Source organism: Streptomyces cinnamoneus (assembly GCF_014650495.1).
GTDB classification, from domain to species: domain Bacteria; phylum Actinomycetota; class Actinomycetes; order Streptomycetales; family Streptomycetaceae; genus Streptomyces; species Streptomyces cinnamoneus.
In genome coordinates this window covers 91,894-111,871 of the sequence record NZ_BMVB01000017.1, presented here as the reverse complement: position 1 = coordinate 111,871, position 19,978 = coordinate 91,894, and the positions used below count along the sequence as shown (strand labels likewise).

The window sequence follows — 19,978 nt, the reverse complement described above, 5'->3', positions numbered from 1 at the left end:
ACTAGTTACCTCCAGCGGAGTGGACGAGCTGAATGAACTGCGCCGCGACGGAGTTGCGGTAGAAGTCCTGGGTGGAGACGCGGGGCAGGCCGCGGTCCCGCATTTCCCGCAGCAGCCGGATCACGAGCAGGGAGTTGCCGCCCAGTTCGAAGAAGTTGTCGGTCAGGCCCACGTCGGTGTTGAGCGCATGGCTCCACAGCTGCAGGATCTCGCCGGCCAGGGGGTCGGCCGGGCCGTCGTCCTCCCGTTGCGCGGGTGCCGGAGCGGGGGCGGCCGCCTCGCGGGTGTTCGGTTCGGGCAGGGCCGCGGTGTCCACCTTGCCGTTGATGGTCAGCGGGATGGAATCCACCGCCGTGACGGTCGCGGGCATCATGTAGTCGGGCAGCACACCGCTCGCGTGGCCGAGGATCTCGGCTGTCGCCACACCGGAGCCGCTGATGACGGCGTAGGCGTCGATGCGTGCCGTCGCGGTGTCGCCGGGCGTCTCGTAGCGGAGGACGACGGCGGCCCCGGAGACCGCCGGGTGGCTGAGGAGCACGTTGCGGATCTCGTCGAGCTCGATGCGGTGCCCGCGGACCTTGACCTGGCTGTCCAGCCGGCCCAGGTGGTCCAGACGGCCGTCGGGCCGCAGCCGGCCGCGGTCGCCGCTGCGGTAGACGCGGCCGTGGCCGTAGGGGTCGTCGACGAAGCGCTCGGCGGTGAGCTCGGGCTGGTGGAGGTAGCCCAGGGCCACGCCCGCGCCACCCACGTAGATCTCGCCGGGCGCGCCCGGCGGCAGCACCCGTCCGCGGGGGTCGCGTACCGACAACGACCAGCCGGGCATGGCACGCCCCACGGACCGGGTGCGGGCGACGACGTCGGCCGGGGTCACCGTCTGTTCGGTGACGTGCACGGTGGTCTCGGTGATCCCGAACATGTTGGACAGCCGGCAGCGGGTGTGGGAGTGGCGCGCGAACCAGGGGGCGAGCATGCCGACGTCGAGCGGTTCGCCGCCGAAGACGATCAGGCGCAGCGACAGTTCGGCCCGCATCCGGCTGTCGGCCTCGATCAGCTGGGCGAAGGCCGAGGGCGTCTGGTTGAGGACCGTGACCTTGTGCTCGGCGAGCAGCTCGTAGAACAGGTCGGTGTCGCGCGTGACCCAGTAGGGCACCACGACGAGTTCGCCGCCGGTGAGCAGGCAGCCCCAGATCTCCCAGACGGAGAAGTCGAAGGCGCTGGAGTGGAAGAACGTCCACACGTCCGTGCCGGCGAGGGCGAAGTCCTCGCGGGTGGCCGCCACCAGCGCCGCCACGTTGCGGTGCGGCACCGTCACGCCCTTGGGCCGGCCGGTGGAGCCGGAGGTGTAGATGACGTATGCGGCGGCCGACCCGTCCTCGGCGACGGGGGTCCGCCCGGTCGTCTGCCCGGCGAGCGGGATCAGTTCGGCGGGCGCGACCACGCGGACGCCGTCGATGGCGGGGAAGCCGTCGGCGGAGCCGATGACGATGCCGGTACCCGCGTTGTCCACGGTGTACCGCAGCCGCTCCTCCGGGTACCTGATGTCCATCGGCACGTACACGCAGCCGGCCTTGAGGACGCCCAGGAGGGTGACGATGAGCTCGGCCGTGCGGTCCAGGGCCACGCCGATCAGGTCGCCGGGCCGGGCTCCGAGTGCGTGCAGGCCGCTCGCCACGTGCCCGGCGCGCTCGTCGAGCTGCGCGTAGGTGAGCCGGGTGGCACCGTCCACGACGGCGACGGCCTCGGGCCGGCGACGGGCCACGTCGGCGAAGAGCCCGTGGATGGTCCGGTCCGTGGCCTCCGAGGCGGCGACGGGCGGGGTGACGCCCTTCTCGACGACGGCGAGCGCCTCGGCGTGCGGCAGCAGGTCCACGTCGGAGAGCGGGGTGTCCGCCCCGGCGCGGACCAGCTGGTCCAGGGTGTGGGCGACGCATGCTGCGAAGGCGCGGGCGACCTCGGGTGCGGTCTCGCCCTCGTCGTACGTCAGGGTGCCGTCCACGGAGCCGTCCGCCGAGCGGCACCAGTGGACGACGACGGGCAGCGCCGGGGCGAGGAACGGGCGGTAGTGGGTGCCGGGTTGCTGTTCGCCGACGAGCACTGCGACCGTCGGTACGGGGCCCTCCGCGAGCTCCTCGCCGTCCTGTGCCTGCCACTGGGCGAGGTAGTCGCCGATGGTCCGGGCCTCGTCCAGGGGAACGGAGCGGACGGTCACCTGTGTGCCGTGGTCCTGGGGGGCGAAGACCGCGACGGAGGTGTCCTCGCCCGCGGTGTAGCGCGCGAGGACGAGGCCGGCGGCGGCGGTGAGCTGCGCGTCCGAGGGCTCGGACACCTCCGTCTCCACCGGCACCGAGCCGGTCCGGCCCGTCCGGGAGGGATCGCCGAGCCCCCACGGGGCCGCGGTGCGCGGCGCGCCGGCCACCGGGGGCACGGCGGCCGGGATCACCGGAGGCGTCCCGGTCCCCTCCAGCAGGTGGGCGGCCAGGTCCCGCAGCGCCTGCTCGTCGAGCGCGGACCTGCGGGCGACGAGGACGAGGTCGGCCTGCCCGTCGGTGTACCGCAGGAGGACGGCGCGGACCGCCGGCGCCGAGGGCACCGGCGGCCGTCCGGCCTCCGCCCGCAGCCGTGCCCGGGCCTGCGGCGTGCCGGAGGCGGCGGGCACGGACTCCTGCCAGAGGTGAAGGCCGGTCACGGGCCGGGGGACGACCGGGCCCTCGGCCCTGACGGTCAGGCTGTGGCAGGACCTGGCCTGCGCTGCCGGCAGTCGGCCCGGGCCGACTGGGACGGCCACACGGTAGCGGACAGCTGTCGCCATTTGCGGACTCCTGCAGAGCGAAGGTGATCGAGAGCGGAAGGACGTGGCGGGGACGGTGGGGCGTCGCTCAGCGGGCGGAGAAGCCGCCGTCGACGGTGAGCGTCGTGCCGGTCACCTGGCGGGAGTCGTCCCCGGCCAGCCACACGGCCGCGCCCGCGATGTCGTCGGGCTCGATGAGGGCGTTCATCGGCTGGGCCTGGACGAAGATGTCCTCGTGCTCCTCGACCGCCACGTCGAGGGACCGGGCGATCTCGGCGAGCATGCGGCCCTCGACGCGCAGGTCGTCGCGGACCGAGCCGGGGCACAGGGCGTTGACGCGCACGCGGTGCGGTGCGTAGTCGAGCGCCGCCGCTTTGGTGAGGCCGATCAGTCCGTGCTTGGCGGCCACGTAGCCGGCGAAGTTGCGGTAGCCGACGAGCCCGGCGGTGGAGGCGACGTTGATGATGCTGCCCTCGTTGCGGGCGATCATCTCGGGGGCGACCGCCTTCATCATCCGCCAGGCGCCCGAGAGGTCGGTGTCGACCATCAGGTCCCACTCGTCCTCGGTGATCTCGTGGACGGCCTTCCCGGACGGGGCGGCGATCCCGGCGCCGTTGAACAGCACGTGAACCGCGCCGAAGCGGTCGTGGGCCCGGGCCACCGCCGCCTCGCACTGCCCGGCGCTGCGGACGTCGGCGGTCACCGTGATGACGGCGGCTCCCTCGGCGCGGCAGAGGTCGGCGGTGTGCTGGAGCTGGCTGCCCGAACCGAGCGGGTAGGGGACGCCGTCGAGGTCCTGCCCGATGTCGAGCAGGACCAGGTCGGCGCCCTCCCGGGCGAAGCGCGTGGCGCAGGCGCGGCCGATGCCGCGGGCGGCGCCGGTGACGACGGCTGTCTTGCCGTGGAGAAGCATGTGTCGCCCGCCCTCAGCCCAGTGTCCGCACGACGGCGTCGAGCAGCGGCCGGGGGTCGTCGGCCAGGTACATGTGGTGGCCGGTGACCTCCAGCAGCTCGAAGTCCGCGGAGGTCGCCGCCCGCCACTGCTCCGCCTGCTCGCGGGAGACCAGCTCGTCGTCGTCACCGCGCAGCGAGGTGATCGGGACGCCCAGCGGACGGTCCGAGACGGGCTTGTAGTTCTCGTGCATCTCCACATCGGCGCGGAGCAGAGGAAGGAGCAGCTCACGCATGTCGGGGTCTTCCAGCGCCTCGTGCTTGTACCCGGCGAACGCCTCGACCTGAGCGAGGAATTGGTCGTCGTCCAGCCCGGTGGCCCGGTCGTCACGGCCGGTCCACGGGCCGGGGGAGCCGCTGACGAAGAGATGGGCGGGGCGCCGCAGACCGGCCTCGTCGAGGTTCCGCGCGATCTCGTAGGCGAGCACGGCACCGAGGCTGTGCCCGAACAGCGCGAAGCGTTCGTAACCGCGGCTGAGTTCGGCGACCTGGCGGGCGAGCTCCGCGCCCGCCTGCACCGCGTCCCGGAACGGCTCGTCGACGAAGAGCTCCTCCCGGCCGGGCAGCTGGACCGGGACGATCGCCGGACTGCCCTCCGGGAGGTCCCTCCAGGCGCGGTAGAACCCCGCGCCCCCGCCGGCGAAGGGCAGGCAAATCAATGCGCAATGGGTTCGGCCCTCGGCATCGCCAGCAAAGGGATTGGTCGCCATCGTCAATGTCTTCCTTTTCCGACGAAAGTACGTGACCTGAGAGTCGGCCAGAGCCTGACCATGCCATCCTGCGCCTGCCTGCATTTCCCCGGCAATCACACCTGCAACAACCTGCCATCCCTTCCTTCGGCGATCGAGAGCCTTCATGGCAGCTTGCTGCAGGCGCACTTGAGAGGGGCGCGGGCGGAAGTTCAGGGTGGGCCGGAGACCCGGAAATCTTCAGGCAGAAGGCGTCCACCTTGCCGGGGACGATCCGCATCAGCGCTGATCCGCTGCCCGGAATTTATCTCCCGCCGAGGCGGCCCGATCGAAGGATAGTTATGTCCCCAGTGCTTCCTGGCGGTGCATCCGTAAAGCACCGCGTGGTGCTCACCGGATTCGGCGTGGTATCCAGTATCGGAATCGGTGCGGCCGAGTTCGCGGAAAGTCTCAAGGCGGGCCGGAGCGGAGCAAAGCCGATCTCGATATTCGATGTCGGCGGCTTCGCCCACAGCAACGGCTGCGAGGTCTCCTCGTACGAGCCGGAGCAGTGGATCACCCGGACCCCCCTCGACACCCTCGGCCGGGCCAGCCGCTTCGCCGTGGGCGCCGCCCGCATGGCCCTGCAGGACGCCGGTCTGGACCCGGCCCGGCTCGCCGAGCAGCGCGGGCTGATCTCGATGGGCACCACCGACGGCGAGTCCTACGAGCTCGACCAGCTCGTGGGCGTGGAACTCGCCGAAGGGCCCGAGGAGATGGACCCCGAGGTCGTCCGGCGGGTCTCGCCGGTCCGGCTGTCGACGGCCATCGCCCAGGAGCTCGGGCTGACGGACGTCGAGGCGCAGACCATCGCGACCGCCTGCTCGGCCGGCAACTACGCGATCGGATACGGCTTCGACGCGGTGAGCTCCGGGGAGGTGGACTTCGCCCTGTGCGGTGGCGCGGACGCGATGTGCCGCAAGACGTTCACCGGCTTCTACCGGCTGGGCACCATCGCGCCGGAGTTCTGCCAGCCCTTCGACGTCAACCGCAAGGGCATCCTGACCGGCGAGGGCGCGGGCGTGCTCGTCCTGGAGAGCCTGGAGTCGGCGCTGGCCCGGGGCGCGACGATCTACGCCGAGGTCCTGGGCTACGGACTCAACTGCGACGCGTACCACCAGGTCGCGCCCAACGGCGACAGCGTCGCCAACTGCATGCGGATCGCCCTGGAGAACGCCGGTGTGAAGCCGGAGGAGGTCGACCTGATCTCCGCCCACGGAACCGGCACCAAGGCCAACGACATCACCGAGGCCCGTGCCATCCGCGAGGTCTTCGACGACGTCCCGCCGCGCACCATCTCGCTGAAGTCGATGCTCGGCCACACCATGGGAGCCGCCAGCGCGCTCGGCGCCATCGCCAGCGGCCTCGCGATCTCCCACGGCTTCATCCCGCCGACCATCAACCACACCGAGACCGACCCCGAGTGCGAGATCGACTGCGTGCCCAACCACGCCGTCGAGGCGGACCTGCGCATCGTGCAGAACAACGGCCTGGCGTTCGGCGGCAACAACGCGATCGTCATCCTCGGCAAGTACGAGGAGCAGGCCGCATGAGTTTCCCCATCACCGGCATCGGTGCGGTGGCGAGCATCGGGGCCTCCCCCGACGAGATCTTCACCGGCCTGTGCGAGGGCCGCACCGGGTTGGGGCCGCTGCGCGGCTTCGACCGGGAACGCTTCAACGCCCAGCAGCTCTTCGAGATCGACGACCGGTCCGGCGACGGCGACGAGCCCGGCCGGGCGACCCGTTTCCTCGTCGAAGCCGTCCGGCAGGCCGCCGCGGACGCCGGGCTCGGCGAGGACCTCTCCGGCGTTCCGGTCCTCGTCGGCACCGGGCTGCGCGAGCTGCGCTCGCTGGAGCTGTGGTGGCGGGACGGCATCCCCCCCGGCTTCGACGCCGCCGGCCTGGACTTCGGCCCCGCCCTGCAGCAGCGCTTCGGCGCGCTGGACACCCACACCTTCGCCAACGCCTGTTCGGCCTCCCTCTACGCCCTCGCCCTGGGCTGGGACCTGTTGGAGCAGGGCGACGCCGAGACGGTCATCGTGGCCGGCTGCGACGCGGTCACGGAGAGCATGTTCGGGCAGGCCGACCGCGTCCAGTTCAGCCCGCCGCCGGCCGTGCGCCCGTTCGACCGCGAGCGGCAGGGAACCATCCTGGGCGAGGGCGCGGCGGCCGTCGTGCTGCGCCGCCGGCCCGAGGCCGGCAGGCCGGTCCGCGGCTGGCTGCGCTCGGTGGCCGTCAACTGCGACGCCCGGCACCCCACGGCACCCGACCGGGAGGGCATCACCGCCTCCGTCCGGCAGGCACACGACATCGCGGGCGTCACGCCCGAGGAGATCGACCTGGTCCTGCTGCACGGCACGGGGACCCCGGTCAACGACCTGATGGAGGCCCAGGTGACCGGCGACGTCTTCGCCGGCGCCCGGCCCGCCCTCACCGGCATCAAGTCGCAGACGGGCCACACCTCCGGTTCCGCCGGGCTGATGAGCCTGCTGGTAGCCCTGTCCAGCATCGAGACCGGCACGATCCCCGCGATCGCCGGGCTGGCCGACCCCCTGCCGGAGGCCGCGGGTCTCCGGCTCGTCCGCGACACCACGGTGTCGGAAACGGTGAGGTGCGCCCAGGTGAACGGTTTCGGGTTCGGCGGCGTCAACGCCGTGGCCGTGGTGGCAGGTGCCGCATGAGCGTGGTGATCAGCGGCATCGGTCTGGCGCTGCCCGGTGTGACCGCACCGGCCGATCTGTTGCGGCCCGCCCCGGCGGACCCCGCGCCGGTCGACCCCGCGGCTCTGATCGGCAAGAAGGGGCTGCGCTACAAGGACCGGGCCACGCAGCTGGCGCTGTGCATGGCCGCGGCGGCCCTGAGAGACGCCGGGCTGCTCGGAGAGGACGGACCGGCCGTCCCCGGCGACCGTGTGGGCGTCGTGGTCAGCTCCAACCTGGGGAACGTGGACACGGTGTGCCGGGCGGTGGAGACCATCGCCAAGGAGGGCACCGCCGGGCTCAGCCCGATGGACACACCGAACGCCTCCAGCAACATCACGGCGTCGGAGACCGCCATCCGCTTCGACCTGCGCGGGCCGAACCTGACGGTGTGCAACGGCATCACCTCGGGCCTGGACGCGGTGCGCTGGGCGTCGCTGGTGCTGCGGTCCGGCCGCGCGGACCACATGCTGGTGCTGGGCGTGGAGCCCGACAACCCGGTGGCGCGCTCGCTCGTGGGCGGGCCCGTCGTGGACGGCGGTGCCGGCCTGGTGCTCAGCCGTGCCGGAGAGTGCGCACGCCCGCGCGTCGAGCTGGGCCCCGCAGTGCGCTCCGCATCGCTGTCCACCTGCGCCGAGCGGCTGTCGGACATCGCCCCGGGCGCCGCCGGCTGGCTGACCGACGACCTGGCGGTCGTACCGCTGGAGGCCGACCACCTGGACCTGCGCGGCCGCGGCGAGTGCTCCGGCGCCCTGGGGGTCCTGCAGTGCGCGGCGGCCGTCGGCTGGGCGGAGTCGGGACGCACGGAGCCGTTGTACGCGCTGCTCGGCGGTGCTGCGGGAGAACCCGCCGCCGGTCTGGTCCTCACCCCCTGCGGACCGGCCTCGTGAAGCAGATCCTGCTGCTGCACGGGCTCGGCAACAACGGCGGCATCTGGAACGGGGTCCGTCCCCACTGGCGGGACGACGTGCGCGTGCACGCCCCCGACCTGCCCTGGCGGGGCGACGGAATCGACACCTGGCGGTTCGAGACCGACTCTGCCGCCCGGCTGGAGGACGTCCTCGCAGCGGTGCCCGGCGGGGCGGACGTGGTCGTGGCGCACTCGTTCAGCGCCCTGCCCCTGCTGGAACTGCTCAGCCGCAGGGCCCGGGACGGGCAGCCGGCCGGAATCGGCGGCGTCGTCCTGGTGACCCCCTTCTACCGGCGGCAGCCGGAGGACTTCCACTGGGACATGATCGCCCCGCTGCTGACCAGCTTCCCCGAGACGATGGGGGAAGGCATCCGGCTGCAGTCCGGCAGCCGCCGGATCGACCCCGAACTGCGCGCCGACATGGCGCGCCGGCTCTGCGAGTGGGTCGGCCCCTACGGCTGGCTGCGCTTCTTCGACGCCTACCTGAACTCGCCCCGGCTGCGCATCGACCTGATCACGGTGCCCTCCCTGGTGATCGGCGGCGCCGAGGACCCGACCGCGCCCGTGGACGAGGCGCGGCTGCTCGCCGCGGACCTGCCCGCGGGCGAGGCGCACATCGTGGACGGCGGGCACTTCCCGATGCTGGAGCGGCCGCGCTGGTTCACCGACGCCGTACACGAATTCCTCGACCGCGTCCCGGCCCGGCCCCGCCCGGCGGCCGCCCTCTGACCGCGGAGAACCGCATGCATACCAAGGAGACAGCGATGAGCCCGATGCCAGACCCCGCCGTGGCGGCGCTGCTGGAGTCCCCGAGCACGTACCGGGTGCGCCCGGTGTTCGAGGGCAACAACATCAGTTACGCGATCGGCTTCAAGCACATCAACTACGTGTCGGAAGCGGCCGTGCTGAACCACTTCCGGGTGGCGGGCTGGCCCGTCGGCGCGCTGTACAAGCGCCTCGGGCTGGGCTTCGAGGTGGTCGAGCTGCGCTCCCGGCTCGCTGCCCTGCTGGACGTCGACGACGAGGTGGAGGCCGAGGTCACCCCCGCCACGAAGGCCGGGGCGAACGAATTCACCTTCAAGGTCGCGCAGTTCGTCCAGCGTGACGGGCAGCGCGTCAAGTGTGCCGACTCCACCGTGCGGGTCGCCCTGCGGAGGGATGGCCACATCGCCGCCTCCGAGCCGTACCCGGCCGGCCTGGAGCAGTTCGCCGTTCCGCGACTGGGCGAGGGCGAACGGCTGGAGCTCGGCGTCACCCCGCGCCCGTACGGCAGCCTGTCCGAGGGCCGCGGGACCACCGGTGCCGACCCGGTGCTCGACCGGCTCATCGGCGAGGACAACGCCTTCGGCTGGCGCTGGCGGATGCCCTACTTCTACTGCCACTTCAACGACCGTGTGCAGATGTCGGGCTTCCTGCGGATCATGGAGGAGGCCGAGGACCTCTTCCTCGCCGAGCGCGGGCTGGCGATCAAGGAGGTGCTGGACACCCGCAACTGGATCCCCGTGGTGACCCAGTCGCAGATCCGCCTCCTCGACGAGACGCTGATGGAGGAGGAGCTCTACACCGTCTACACCATCGAGAACGTCTTCAAGAGCCTGCTCTACACCGCGCGCATGGACTGCTACGTCATCCGCGACGGCGAGCTCGTCAAGACGGCCACCGGCACCATCACGCACGGCTACCTGACGGAGCACGCTCCCAACGAGTGGTCCATGGCCACGCTCGACGAGGCGACGATCGAGGCGCTGAGCACCCCGAAGAAGGTGACCGCATGAGCACCATGGCACGACCGGTGATCTCGGCGTGGTCGGCGGTGTCCCCCTACGGAATCGGGGCCGGCTCCTTCTCCGACGGCGTGCGCTCGGGCCGGACGACCTCGGCACCACTGGACACCGTGCGCTGGCAGGTTCCGGCGGGGGACGCCCACCTCGTACCGGACTTCGAGGTGCGTCAGGTGCTCGGCAAGAAGGGGACCCGTTCCATGGACCGGGTCACCGGACTGGCGGTGACCACGGTCGGCGGGCTGCTGGAGCAGCCCTCGGCCGACCGGGACCGCGAGACCGGCGATCGCGCCGCCCTGGTCCTCGGCACCACCACGGGCAGCGTCGCCAGCATGATGGACTTCACCCGCAGCTCCCTCGTGGGAGACCGGCCGTTCGACGTCGATCCGGCGCAGATGCCCAACGCCGTGATGAACTGCGCCGCCGGCCAGTGCGCGATCTGGTACGGCATCCGCGGTCCCAACACCACCATCGCGGGCGGCCGTACGGCCAGCCTGGCCGCCATGAGCTACGCGACGCGGCTGCTGGCCTCGGGGCGGGCCGAGTCCGTGCTGTGCGGCGCCGCGGAGGAGTTCTCCTCGGCGCGCTACTGGCTGGAGCACCACAGCAGGGACACCGATGGCGGCCCGGCGCTCGGTGAGGGGTGCGCGATGCTCCTGATCCAGCCCGCCGACGCCTGCAGCCCCGAGCGGCCCGCGCTCGCCGAGATCCTCTCGGTCAAGTCCCGCGTGGCGACGGGAGCGGACCTGGCGGCCACGCTGGAGGCATGCGTGCGCTCCGCGCTCGCCGCGGCGGACGTCGCGGCCGAGGACGTCTGGGCAGCCAGTGTCAGTGCGGCCCCGGGGCAGGCGGGGACGACCGAACGCGAGGTCCTCGCGTCGGTCGTCGGCGACCGGGCGCTGGGGCGGGTGCCCTCCGTGGACACGCTGGGCGACGTCTCCGCCGCGTCGGGGGCCTTCCAGATCGCCATGGTCCTGGCGGCCGCCGAGGGGAACCCCGAGGCCGCCGGGCAGCCCGTCGTGGCCACCTCCGTCGACCGGGACGGTTCGCTGTCCTGCGCGGTCCTGCGGCTGGGGGCGTGATGAGCGACATGGACGTGCTGGAGACGGAGGCGACGGGTGCCACGGGCGTCAGCCCGGTGGCCGCCGGCATCCACGTGGTGTCCGGCCTGCAGGACGGGCACTCGGCGACCCGGGTACCCGTCTCCCCCGACGAGCCCGTGTTCGCCGGCCACTACCCCGACTTCCCGATCTTCCCCGGGGTCTGTGTCGTGGAGTGCGCCCACCGCAGCGCCCTGGCCACCGCGCCGGAGCCCGTCGAGCTGGCGGCCGTGGAGTCCGCCCGGTTCACCGGACCGGCCTTCCCCGGTGACGTGCTCTCCTTCGACCTCAAGTGGCGGAACAAGGACGGTTCCTGGCAGGTGTCGGTCACCGCCGTCACCGCTCGCGGTGACGCCGCGTCGATGCGTCTGCGGTACCGGGTCCGCGGCAGCGCCCCGGCCGGCACCCACGGCATCGCGCCCGGCGCGGACGCACCCCGGCACACGACCGGGCAGCCGGGTCTGCCCGAGGTGATGGACCTGCTGCCGCACCGGTATCCGATGCTCCTGGTCGACCGGGTGACGGCGCTGGAGCCGGGCGTGCGGATCAGTACGGTCAAGACCGTCACCCACAACGAACCCTGGTACGCGTCCCTCGCACCGGGCCGGGACCCGTCCTACCCGGCGTCCTTGCTGGTGGAGTCGTGGGGCCAGTCGGCGGGCCTGCTGGCCTCGGCGGCCGCTCCACAGACCCGCGACCAGGTGATGCTCTTCGGCTCGGTGTCCCACGCCGTCTTCCACCGGCCGGTCCGGCCGGGTGACGTGCTGGAGCACCACGTCACGGTCTCCCGGTCGCTCGGCGACTCGGTGATCTTCGAGGGCGAGAGCCGCCGGGGTGCGGACCCCGTGATGTCCGTGGAGCGCATGGTGATGGCCTTCCGCCCGGCCGGTCATCTGCGCTCCTCCTGAGCGGGCGCCGGGGCGCCCCGAGTTCTTTTGGTGAGAGGGAAGAGATGACGGATCAGCCGAAACTGTCCAAGTACTGGATGCTCACGGACGACTTCACCCAGAACCCCTACCCGGTGCTGGACCGCGTCCGGGCGGAGGGTCCGGTCACCAAGCTGTCCATACCCGGCGGGGGGCACGCCTGGGTGGTGACCCGCTACGAGGACGCCAAGGCCGCCCTCGCCGACCCCCGGCTGAGCCGCGACATCCACGTGCACTACGACCTGGTCTCCCGGCAGACCGGGGTGGCGTTGACGCCGCCGCCCGAGCACGCCAACCACCTGGCGAACCTCGAACCGCCGCGCCACACCCCGCTGCGCAGGGCGATCAGCGCGGCGTTCACCCCGCGCCGGGCGGACGCCCTGCGGCCGCGCATCGAGGAGGTGGCCGACGAACTGCTCGACAAACTGGCGGGGCAGCCCCGGCCGGACCTGATCTCCGGTTACGCCGACCCCCTGCCGGTGATCGTCATCGCCACGCTCATGGGCGTGCCGGGCTCGGCCTGGCCCGACTTCCTGCGCTGGTCGCTCGCCCTGCGGGAGACCGATCCGACCGACCCCGCGGCGGAGCGGACCGTGAAGGAACTCTCGGCCTACATGGCGGCGCTCATCGAGGACAAGGAGCGGGAGCCCGGCGACGACCTGATCTCGGCACTGATCCACGCCGAGCCCGACCGCCGGTTGACCAGTGTCGAGATCCTGTCGACCGCCTTCGCTCTGATGACCGGCGGCAACGACACGACCGCCAGCCTCATCGGCGGCACGCTGGCCGCCCTCCTCACCCACCCCGAGGAGCGGGCCGAGCTGCTGGCGGAGCCGGGACGCTGGGGCGCCCGGATGGACGAGATGGTGCGCTTCGTCGGCCCCATCACGAACACGCTGCAGCGGGCCACTGTCGAACCGGTCGAGATCGGCGGCGTGACCATCCCGGCAGGCGAGACCGTGATCATCTCGGCGATCTCCACCAACCGCGATCCCGCACAGTTCACCGAATGCCCGCACGCGCTCAAGCTCGACCGGCCGAAACCCGCCCACCTCAGCTTCGGGCACGGCATCCACTTCTGCTCGGGTGCGCACCTGGCCAAGCTGATGACCGAGGTGGCCGCGCGCCGGCTCTTCCTGCGCTTCCCCGACGTCAAGCTGGCCGTCGATCCGTCCCGGCTCCGGTATGTGCAGAGCATGGTGGTGCGCCCCCTGGAGTCCCTGCCCGTGGTGTGGTGAAGCACCGGTTCAGCGCTGGGTCCGGAAGATGACGAAGAGCATCCGCAGGCTCAGCACACCGCTGAAGACCAGCATGTGGTAGCCGATGGCCCGGAAGAGGCTGATCGACGGGGTCACCATCGGGCCGCCCGTGGTGTGCAGCAGGATGACCGCCATCAGCCCGGCGGTCGCCGCCAGGCCGGTGAGCAGGATTTCGTGCACGAGGCCGCGGATGTACCGACGGTCCCGGCTGTCTGCGAACATCCGTATGTTCACGCCCAGCCGGCCCTCTTCGAGGGCGCTGGTGACACGGTCCACCCGGCGGGGCAGCCGGCGCAGCGTGGACACCGCGGAGAGCAGCTCGCTCTCCAGCGAGCTGCCGGCCGAGGAGTAGCCGACCTGCGAGGCACCCTGCTCCTCGGCCCACTTCTGTGACTCCGTCATGATGTCGAAGCCGGGCGAGAGGCTGGTGAGGGTGCCTTCCAGGGTGGCCAGCGCCCGGAACACCGCGGCGACCTCGGGCGGGATGCCCAGCCCGTGCAGGGATATCAGGCGGAAGAGATCGACGAAGACCATGACGTCCGGGGCGGCGCCCGGCGTGAGGTGCCGGGCCATGAAGCGGCCGAGCGACCGTTCCAGGGCCTGCTCGTCGATCTCCTCCGGCCTGGACACGAGGTCCAGCAGGGCGTCGCACAGGGCCGCCGGGTCGGAGTGGTGCACCGCGATGAGGAATCGGCTCAGCGCGGCCCGTATCTGACCGTCGAGCCGGCCCACCGAGCCGAAGTCGATGAGTGCGACCCGGCCGTCCTCCAGCAGGAGGATGTTGCCCGGGTGCGGGTCGGCGTGGAACGTCCCGTCGACCAGCACCTGCTTGAGGAGACTGCCCAGCAATGCCCGTGCGACGTCGGTACCCTGTGCTCCCGGGTTCGCGACGTGGCCGGGCAGGGCGCTGATGGGTGAGCCGGGCAATCGTTCGAGCACGAGGACCAACTCGCCGCTCAGTGCCTCGTACGTCCGGGGGATGACCACGTCGTCGTCGGCCCGGCGCCGTTCCCATGCCGCCTTGACCGTGGCCATGTTCCGCGCCTCGACCCGGAAGTCCAGCTCTTCGCGTACGGAAGTGGCGAATCCGTTGGCCAGGTCGACCAGGCCCAGGGCCCTGGCCCACCGGGCACGGGCTTCGAGCACACTCGCGATCCGGCACACGATGTCCAGGTCCCGGTGGACGGCGGTTCGCACCCCCGGCCGCTGGACCTTCACCACCACCTGTTCGCCGGAGTGGAGTTCGGCAAGGTGGACCTGGGCGATCGAGGCCGCCGCCAGCGGCTCGTGGTCGAACGTCGCGAAGACGTCCTCCGTCGGTTTCCCGAAATGCGTGCGCAGCTGGTCGGCGAGGCGCCCCGGAGACTCCGGCGGCACCTGGTTCTGCAGTCGACTCAATTCCCGGATGAATGCGGGCGGCAGCAGGTCGTGGCGGGTCGACAGCACCTGTCCCAGCTTGATGAAGGTCGGGCCGGCCTCCTCCAGTGCAAGCCGCAGTGGCCTGGCGAGCCGGGCCGTACCCGTCGCCCCCTCGTGGAGGTCCTCCCCGCGCCGCTGACGCCCGAGGAGGTAGGGGCGCAGGCCGTGACGCACGGCGATGGCGCTGATCTGGGAGTACCGGCGCGCGCGGGCGGTCCGGGCGCGCACCGCCCGCAGCCAGCCGGCAGGCGAACCCGCGCCGCCGGGAGCGAGCATCTCCAGTCCCGCGAGAAAGCCCATGGCGAGCAGCAGGGCACAACCCATCTGCACCCCCACGAGCAGGCCGCCCTGGTCCGGAGACTGCATCACCGAGCTGAAGAGCGTCATTCCGGCGACCGCCACCGCGCCGGTCAGGAGCGTGCGGATGATTCCCACCCGCACTCCGAGCAACCGCCGCGCGATCACAGGGAATACCACCAGGAACACTGTGACCGAAGCCATTACGAGGACGACGACCGCTATCGTCATGTGCCGGGCCTCTCACGCACGATGGTTGTTCCCTTATGCGGAAACGGGACCCAGCGCAAGGTACGGGGAGTGCGCGAAGCAGTACAAGGAGTGCTGCAGCATGCTGCCAAAAAGCTGCGGGGCCCGGTGTCTCGGGGGTAGGACTCCGGGCCCCGCGGTCAATGGGACATGTCAGCCCATGGCCTCCACGAGGCTTTTCGGGCGCATGTCGGTCCAGTTCTCCTCGACGTACTCCAGGCAGTCCTTACGACTGGCCTGGCCGAACACCGTGGTCCAGCCCGCCGGGATTTCGGCGAACGCCGGCCACAGGGAGTGCTGGGCCTCGTCGTTGACGAGGACGTAGTACGTGCCGTTCTCGTCCTCGAAGGGGTTGCTCATGGTCGGATTCCTTCCTTGCAGGAGTTGCGGTACAACGTCGAGGAGACCGGTCAGCCGCAGCCACCGGCATGACCCAGGTCCCCCGCGGGCCCCAGGTCGACCTGCATGCCGGCGCGCACGGCGGCCGCGAACCCGGCCAGCCGGTCGGATCCCCAGAACTTGTCGTGCCGGTGGATGAAGAAGGGGGCGCCGAAGACGCCGTCCCGGTAGACCTTGCGGAGCTCCACGAGGCCGCGCTGTCTGACCTCGGGGTCGTCGGCGGCGTTCGCCAGGCGCCGGCCGTCCAGCCCGAGCTCGTCGCCGATCCCGGCGATGACCTCCCGGTCCCACAGCTCAAGGCCCCGCTCCCACCGGGCGTGGTAGGCCGCACGGATGAAGTCGCGCCCACGGCCCTCGTCCTCGGCGAGGAGGTAGGCGAGGTGGGAGACGTCCCAGTTGGGGTCACGGTCGACGGGCCAGGCGATCGTGAGGCCACGCTCGGCCGCCAGTCGTCGGACGTCCTGCAGGATGTAGAAGTGCTTCTCCTTGGACATGGGGACGTAGGGAAGCTGAATGCCTTCCTCGGCGAGCAGCTTCTGCCCGATGTCGTCGGGTTCCCAGTAGGGTCGCCATTCGATGGCGTCGGCGACGTCCGGGTGGTTCTCCGTGAGATCGCGAAAGGCGATCCACGAGTAGGGGCTGCGCAGGGAGAAGTACCAGCGCGGTGGCTTGGCGGCCAAGGGAGCCTCCTGGCGTTCGGGGCCGGGGTCGGGTGCTAGACGGTGATGCCGCCGTCGATCTGCATGACGGAACCCGTGACGTAGGCGGCGCGGTCCGACACGAGGTAGGCGATGAGGTCGGCGACCTCGTCGGCGCGTCCGAGTCGCTTGAGGGGGATCGTCTCCAGCGCCTTCTCCTTGACGGAGTCACTGAGCACCGACGTCATGTCGGTGTCGATGAATCCCGGGGCGACGACGTTGGCCCGGATTCCGTAGCGGCCGACTTCTTTGGCCAGGGCGCGCGAGAAGCCGATGATCCCGGCCTTCGACGCCGAATAGTTGGTCTGGCCGGCGTTCCCGTAGACCCCGGCGACCGAGGAGACGTTGACGATGGCCCCCGTCCGCCGCTTCATCATCGAGAAGACCACCGAACGGCAGAGGTTGTACACACCGTCGAGATTGACGTCGAGTACCTGGCTCCACTCCTCGTCCTTCATCAGGAGCAGCGCGTTGTCACGGGTGATGCCCGCCGCCGTGACGGCCGCGTCGACGGGGCCGAGCACATCCTCGGTCTCGGCGACCAGGGACTGCACGGACGCCATGTCCCTGACGTCGACCCTGCGGGCGAGGACACGCACCCCGAAACCGCCGGCCTCCTTCTCCAGCTGCCGTGCGGCCTCCTCGTTGGACTGGTAGCAGAAGGCGACGTCGAAGCCGTCCTGCGCCAGTCGCAGCACCGTGGCCCGGCCGATTCCACGGGAACCCCCCGTGACCAGGGCAACCCGGGTGTTCTTGCTCGTCATTGCTCTCCCAAGCCTGTCAGCCGGCCGCCGGGGCCGGAGCTGCTGTGCCGGACCAGGTGCCAGGCGTCAGCGGGTTCGACTACCAGCCCGCGGACTCGGAGACCACCTCGTAGACGCCCTTGAGGTGGACCATCCGCGACAGTTCCGACTGGTCGATGACGATGCCGAACTCCTTCTCGAGGGCCGCCAGGATCTCGATGGCCCGCAGCGAGTCGGCGTCGTGGTCCTCCTTGAAGAGGCTGGTCTCGGTGACCTCGTCCTCCTCGATCTCAAGAATGTCGCAGATGATTTCGCTGATCTTCGACATACGCTCTTCGTACACACCGCTCACGGAATACATCCCCTTCGGTTCCCGGCCATTCAGCCGAAATTGCGACCTCTTGTCGATCACTTTCTATGGCACTCGCCAACGCAGCAGCAAGTGGCCTTACATGAAGCTGCCACAGCCGATTTGCGTTATCCGGCGACCCGAGCGCCCGGATCATTCGCATAGGAACAATGCAGCGCATCGCCGATGCGTATCGCGGTGTCGATGGCCGCCCCGCTCAGCATCCGTCCCGCTCCGGCAGTCAGCCGGGCGGCCGGCCCGGAGAGCGCGAGTGCCGCCACCACACGGCCTTCCCGGACCCGTACCGGCACGGCGACCGTACGGGTGTCGGGTCCCGCGGTGTCCGGCCCGTAGATCCAGCCCCGGCGTCGTACCTCCGCAAGCTGTTCCGGTCCGAAACGCGCACCCCGCAGTCCTTCGTAGATCTCCTCCGGCGCCTCCCACGCGAACAGCGTCTGCGCCACGGGCCCGGCCTTGGCCGGCTGTGCCGCGCCGATGGGCACGTCCGGGCCACCGGCCGTGCGGCTCCGCTCCGCCGCCACACAGATCTGCACGGATCCCCGGCGCCGGAAGAGGCGGACGTCGAAACCGGTGAGACCGGCCAGCTCCCTCAAGGCCGGGGCCGCGATCCACAGCAGCCGGTCGCCGTGCGCCTCCACCATGAGGGTGCCCAGGCGGGGGCCGAGCACGAACCGTCCCTGCAGGTCCCGGGTCAGCAGACCCAGCCGCTCCATGGCCTTGGCGATGCGGTGCACCGTGGGCCGGCTCAGCCCCGTGCGGTTCACCAGCTCCGCCGAGCTCGCGGGGCCGTTCTCCACCACGCCCAGCAGCATGGACGCTTTGTCCAGCACGCGGACTCCGCTGTCGTGCAGCACAGGACCGGGCACGCTCACCGCGCCGACGCCAGTCGTGCGCGGATGTCGGCGATCAGGGCGTCCCGCTGCTCGGCCAGGTAGAAGTGGTCGCCGGGCAGCACGCGCATGCCGAACCCTCCGGGGGCGAGGTCGGACCAGCCGCGCACGGACTCCACGTCCACGTCGTCGTCACCGTCACCGACGTACGCGTACACGGGGCACGGCAGCGGCACGCCGGGCCGGGCCGCGTACCGGGCCACGATCCGGAAGTCCGTGCGGATCGCCGGCAGCACCAGTTCGCGCAGGTCGGGATCGTCCAGCACCAGGGCATCGGTGCCTCCGAGCCGCCTGACCTCCGCCAGGACCTCCTCGTCCGGCAGGTCCGGGCGCGGGGTGAGCAGGTGCGGCGGCTTGCGGCCGGACACCATCAGGGCGGCGGGAGCGACACCGTGGCGGTTCCACAGCCTGAGGGTGATCTCGTAGGCGAGCGATGCCCCCATGCTGTGCCCGAACAGGACCAGCGGTGTGTCCAGGAAGGGCCGCAACTCCTCGGCGATCACGTCGGCGAGCGGCTCCATCTCCGTGATGAACGGATCGGCGATGCGCTCCTGACGTCCGGGGTAACGGGCCGCCATCACCTCCACGTCACCGCCGAAGGCATGCCCCCAGGAGTGGAAGAATCCGGCCGAGCCCCCGGCGTGCGGAAGGCAGAGCAGGCGCAACCGGGGCGGCTGCGGAGTCCGGTAACGGCGCAGCCAGACGCTTTCAGTACCTATGGCCATGGATTTCGGCCTCCTCACGGCTGAAGCTGGTCCAGGGCGTCGGGGCTGTCCACCGACACCACCTCGGTCTCGGGGACGATCCGGCGGATCAGCCCGGCCAGGGTGCGGCCGTGGCCGAACTCGACCAGCCGGCGGCAGCCGAGCGGCCCGGTGAGGGTGTGCACGCTGCGCTCCCACTGCACGGGCGAGGTGAGCTGGCGGGTGCCGAGCTCCGCCCAGTCGCCGTCACCGGAGTACGGCTCGGCGTCCACGTTGGCCACGACCGGCGTGTGCCGCGGGGCGAACGACGTGTTCTTCAGGGCGATGCGCAGCGCCTCCGCGGCGGGCTCCATGTACGGGCTGTGGAAGGCTCCGCCGACCTGCAGCCGGATCATCCTGGCGCCGATCGAGGACGCCTCCTCGGAGATGTGCTCGATGGCCTCGGGAGAGCCGGAGACCACGATCTGTCCCGGCCCGTTGACGTTGGCCACCCACACCGGCGCGCCCGCCTCCCGCACCCTCCCCACCAGCTGCTCCACCTCGGCCAGCGGGGCACGGACGAGCACACCCATGGTGCCCTCGCGCTGCTGCGCCGCGGCCTGCATCGCCCGCCCGCGGGCGGCCACCAAGGTGGCCGCGTCCGCGAGCGGAAGGGCACCTGCCGCGGTCAGCGCGGCGTACTCGCCGAGGCTGTGGCCGGCGCAGGCGGCCACCGGGCCCGTCAGCAGCCCGCGCCGTACGGCCTCCGCGTGGGCCATGACCGCGACCGTGAAGACGGTGAGCTGGGCCAGGTCGGTGCGGCGCAATTCCTCGCTCGGTGTGTGCAGCAGCAGTTCGGCGAGGTCCTCCCCCGTGGCCAGGGAGACCTCTTCCGTGATGTCCCAGGACGGGGTGTCCCGCCACGGCTCACCCATTCCCTGGCGCTGGGTTCCCTGCCCGGGAAATACCAGACCGACCGGCCATGAATTCATTGCCCCACCTTCCGCGCAGCGTCGGGGAACGCCGTTTCCGGCGCCCATACAACGGCGTCGCCCGGGGCACTGCAATCGGTCTTTCAGGAAGATG

General features: G+C 71.3%; 19 protein-coding genes. 8 read left to right on the top strand and 11 right to left on the bottom strand.

What is annotated here, in order from left to right:
* Position 1: 1 nt before the first annotated feature.
* The 3 genes from IE182_RS22585 to IE182_RS22575 form a co-directional block, all read right to left on the bottom strand.
* Positions 2–2,809, bottom strand: coding sequence for an amino acid adenylation domain-containing protein (locus IE182_RS22585; protein ID WP_190111706.1), 2,808 nt, complete (start codon positions 2,807–2,809; stop codon positions 2–4).
* A gap of 67 nt (positions 2,810–2,876) precedes the next feature.
* Positions 2,877–3,701: an SDR family oxidoreductase gene (locus tag IE182_RS22580; protein ID WP_190111705.1), complete on the bottom strand. Its 825-nt coding sequence runs from the start codon at positions 3,699–3,701 to the stop codon at positions 2,877–2,879.
* Positions 3,702–3,714: 13 nt separating this feature from the next.
* The gene (locus tag IE182_RS22575) at positions 3,715–4,398 is read right to left on the bottom strand and encodes a thioesterase II family protein (RefSeq protein WP_373303597.1); all 684 of its coding nucleotides are present in this window, start codon (positions 4,396–4,398) and stop codon (positions 3,715–3,717) included.
* Between the two features lie 371 nt (positions 4,399–4,769).
* On the opposite strand from IE182_RS22575, the gene IE182_RS22570 reads away from it, so the two are divergent.
* The 8 genes from IE182_RS22570 to IE182_RS22530 are packed head-to-tail and all read left to right on the top strand — an operon-like array spanning position 4,770 to position 13,123.
* Positions 4,770–6,020: a beta-ketoacyl-[acyl-carrier-protein] synthase family protein gene (locus IE182_RS22570; protein ID WP_190111703.1), complete on the top strand. Its 1,251-nt coding sequence runs from the start codon at positions 4,770–4,772 to the stop codon at positions 6,018–6,020.
* Positions 6,017–7,150, top strand: a complete 1,134-nt coding sequence (locus tag IE182_RS22565) for a beta-ketoacyl synthase N-terminal-like domain-containing protein (protein WP_190111702.1) — start codon at positions 6,017–6,019, stop codon at positions 7,148–7,150. Before IE182_RS22570 ends, IE182_RS22565 begins: the two co-directional genes overlap by 4 nt.
* A complete protein-coding gene (locus tag IE182_RS22560) occupies positions 7,147–8,058 on the top strand; it encodes a beta-ketoacyl synthase N-terminal-like domain-containing protein (RefSeq protein ID WP_190111701.1) in 912 nt (303 codons plus the stop codon). The genes IE182_RS22565 and IE182_RS22560 overlap by 4 nt, the downstream gene beginning before the upstream one ends.
* Positions 8,055–8,807, top strand: a complete 753-nt coding sequence (locus IE182_RS22555; protein ID WP_190111700.1) for an alpha/beta fold hydrolase — start codon at positions 8,055–8,057, stop codon at positions 8,805–8,807. The genes IE182_RS22560 and IE182_RS22555 overlap by 4 nt, the downstream gene beginning before the upstream one ends.
* 35 nt (positions 8,808–8,842) lie before the next feature.
* Positions 8,843–9,853 (top strand): hotdog family protein, encoded by a 1,011-nt coding sequence (locus IE182_RS22550; protein ID WP_190111699.1) that lies wholly within the window; start codon positions 8,843–8,845, stop codon positions 9,851–9,853.
* On the top strand, positions 9,850–10,941 hold the full coding sequence (locus tag IE182_RS22545; protein ID WP_190111698.1) for a beta-ketoacyl synthase N-terminal-like domain-containing protein: 1,092 nt from the start codon (positions 9,850–9,852) through the stop codon (positions 10,939–10,941). Before IE182_RS22550 ends, IE182_RS22545 begins: the two co-directional genes overlap by 4 nt.
* Positions 10,941–11,867 (top strand): 3-hydroxyacyl-ACP dehydratase FabZ family protein, encoded by a 927-nt coding sequence (locus IE182_RS32650; protein ID WP_308432149.1) that lies wholly within the window; start codon positions 10,941–10,943, stop codon positions 11,865–11,867. The genes IE182_RS22545 and IE182_RS32650 overlap by 1 nt, the downstream gene beginning before the upstream one ends.
* A gap of 44 nt (positions 11,868–11,911) precedes the next feature.
* A complete protein-coding gene (locus IE182_RS22530; protein ID WP_229845028.1) occupies positions 11,912–13,123 on the top strand; it encodes a cytochrome P450 family protein in 1,212 nt (403 codons plus the stop codon).
* Positions 13,124–13,132: 9 nt separating this feature from the next.
* On the opposite strand, the gene IE182_RS22525 is transcribed toward IE182_RS22530, so the two are convergent.
* The 8 genes from IE182_RS22525 to IE182_RS22490 all read right to left on the bottom strand — a co-directional run bounded on the left by IE182_RS22525 (position 13,133) and on the right by IE182_RS22490 (position 19,884).
* Positions 13,133–15,040: an ABC1 kinase family protein gene (locus IE182_RS22525; RefSeq protein WP_229845027.1), complete on the bottom strand. Its 1,908-nt coding sequence runs from the start codon at positions 15,038–15,040 to the stop codon at positions 13,133–13,135.
* Between the two features lie 222 nt (positions 15,041–15,262).
* Positions 15,263–15,469, bottom strand: coding sequence for an MbtH family protein (locus IE182_RS22520; protein ID WP_190111696.1), 207 nt, complete (start codon positions 15,467–15,469; stop codon positions 15,263–15,265).
* A 50-nt stretch (positions 15,470–15,519) separates the two neighbouring features.
* Positions 15,520–16,188 carry a 2-hydroxychromene-2-carboxylate isomerase gene (locus tag IE182_RS22515; protein ID WP_190111695.1) on the bottom strand — a complete coding sequence of 223 codons (669 nt, stop codon included), beginning with the start codon at positions 16,186–16,188 and terminating at the stop codon, positions 15,520–15,522.
* 35 nt (positions 16,189–16,223) lie between these two features.
* On the bottom strand, positions 16,224–16,970 hold the full coding sequence (gene fabG / locus IE182_RS22510; protein WP_190111694.1) for a 3-oxoacyl-[acyl-carrier-protein] reductase: 747 nt from the start codon (positions 16,968–16,970) through the stop codon (positions 16,224–16,226).
* Between the two features lie 79 nt (positions 16,971–17,049).
* Positions 17,050–17,277, bottom strand: coding sequence for an acyl carrier protein (locus IE182_RS22505; RefSeq protein ID WP_229845025.1), 228 nt, complete (start codon positions 17,275–17,277; stop codon positions 17,050–17,052).
* Positions 17,278–17,426: 149 nt separating this feature from the next.
* Positions 17,427–18,149 carry an IclR family transcriptional regulator gene (locus tag IE182_RS22500; RefSeq protein ID WP_229845024.1) on the bottom strand — a complete coding sequence of 241 codons (723 nt, stop codon included), beginning with the start codon at positions 18,147–18,149 and terminating at the stop codon, positions 17,427–17,429.
* 38 nt (positions 18,150–18,187) lie between these two features.
* Positions 18,188–18,934 carry a thioesterase II family protein gene (locus IE182_RS22495; RefSeq protein ID WP_190111692.1) on the bottom strand — a complete coding sequence of 249 codons (747 nt, stop codon included), beginning with the start codon at positions 18,932–18,934 and terminating at the stop codon, positions 18,188–18,190.
* A gap of 14 nt (positions 18,935–18,948) precedes the next feature.
* Positions 18,949–19,884, bottom strand: coding sequence for an ACP S-malonyltransferase (locus IE182_RS22490; protein ID WP_190111691.1), 936 nt, complete (start codon positions 19,882–19,884; stop codon positions 18,949–18,951).
* Between the last annotated feature and the right edge of the window lie 94 nt (positions 19,885–19,978).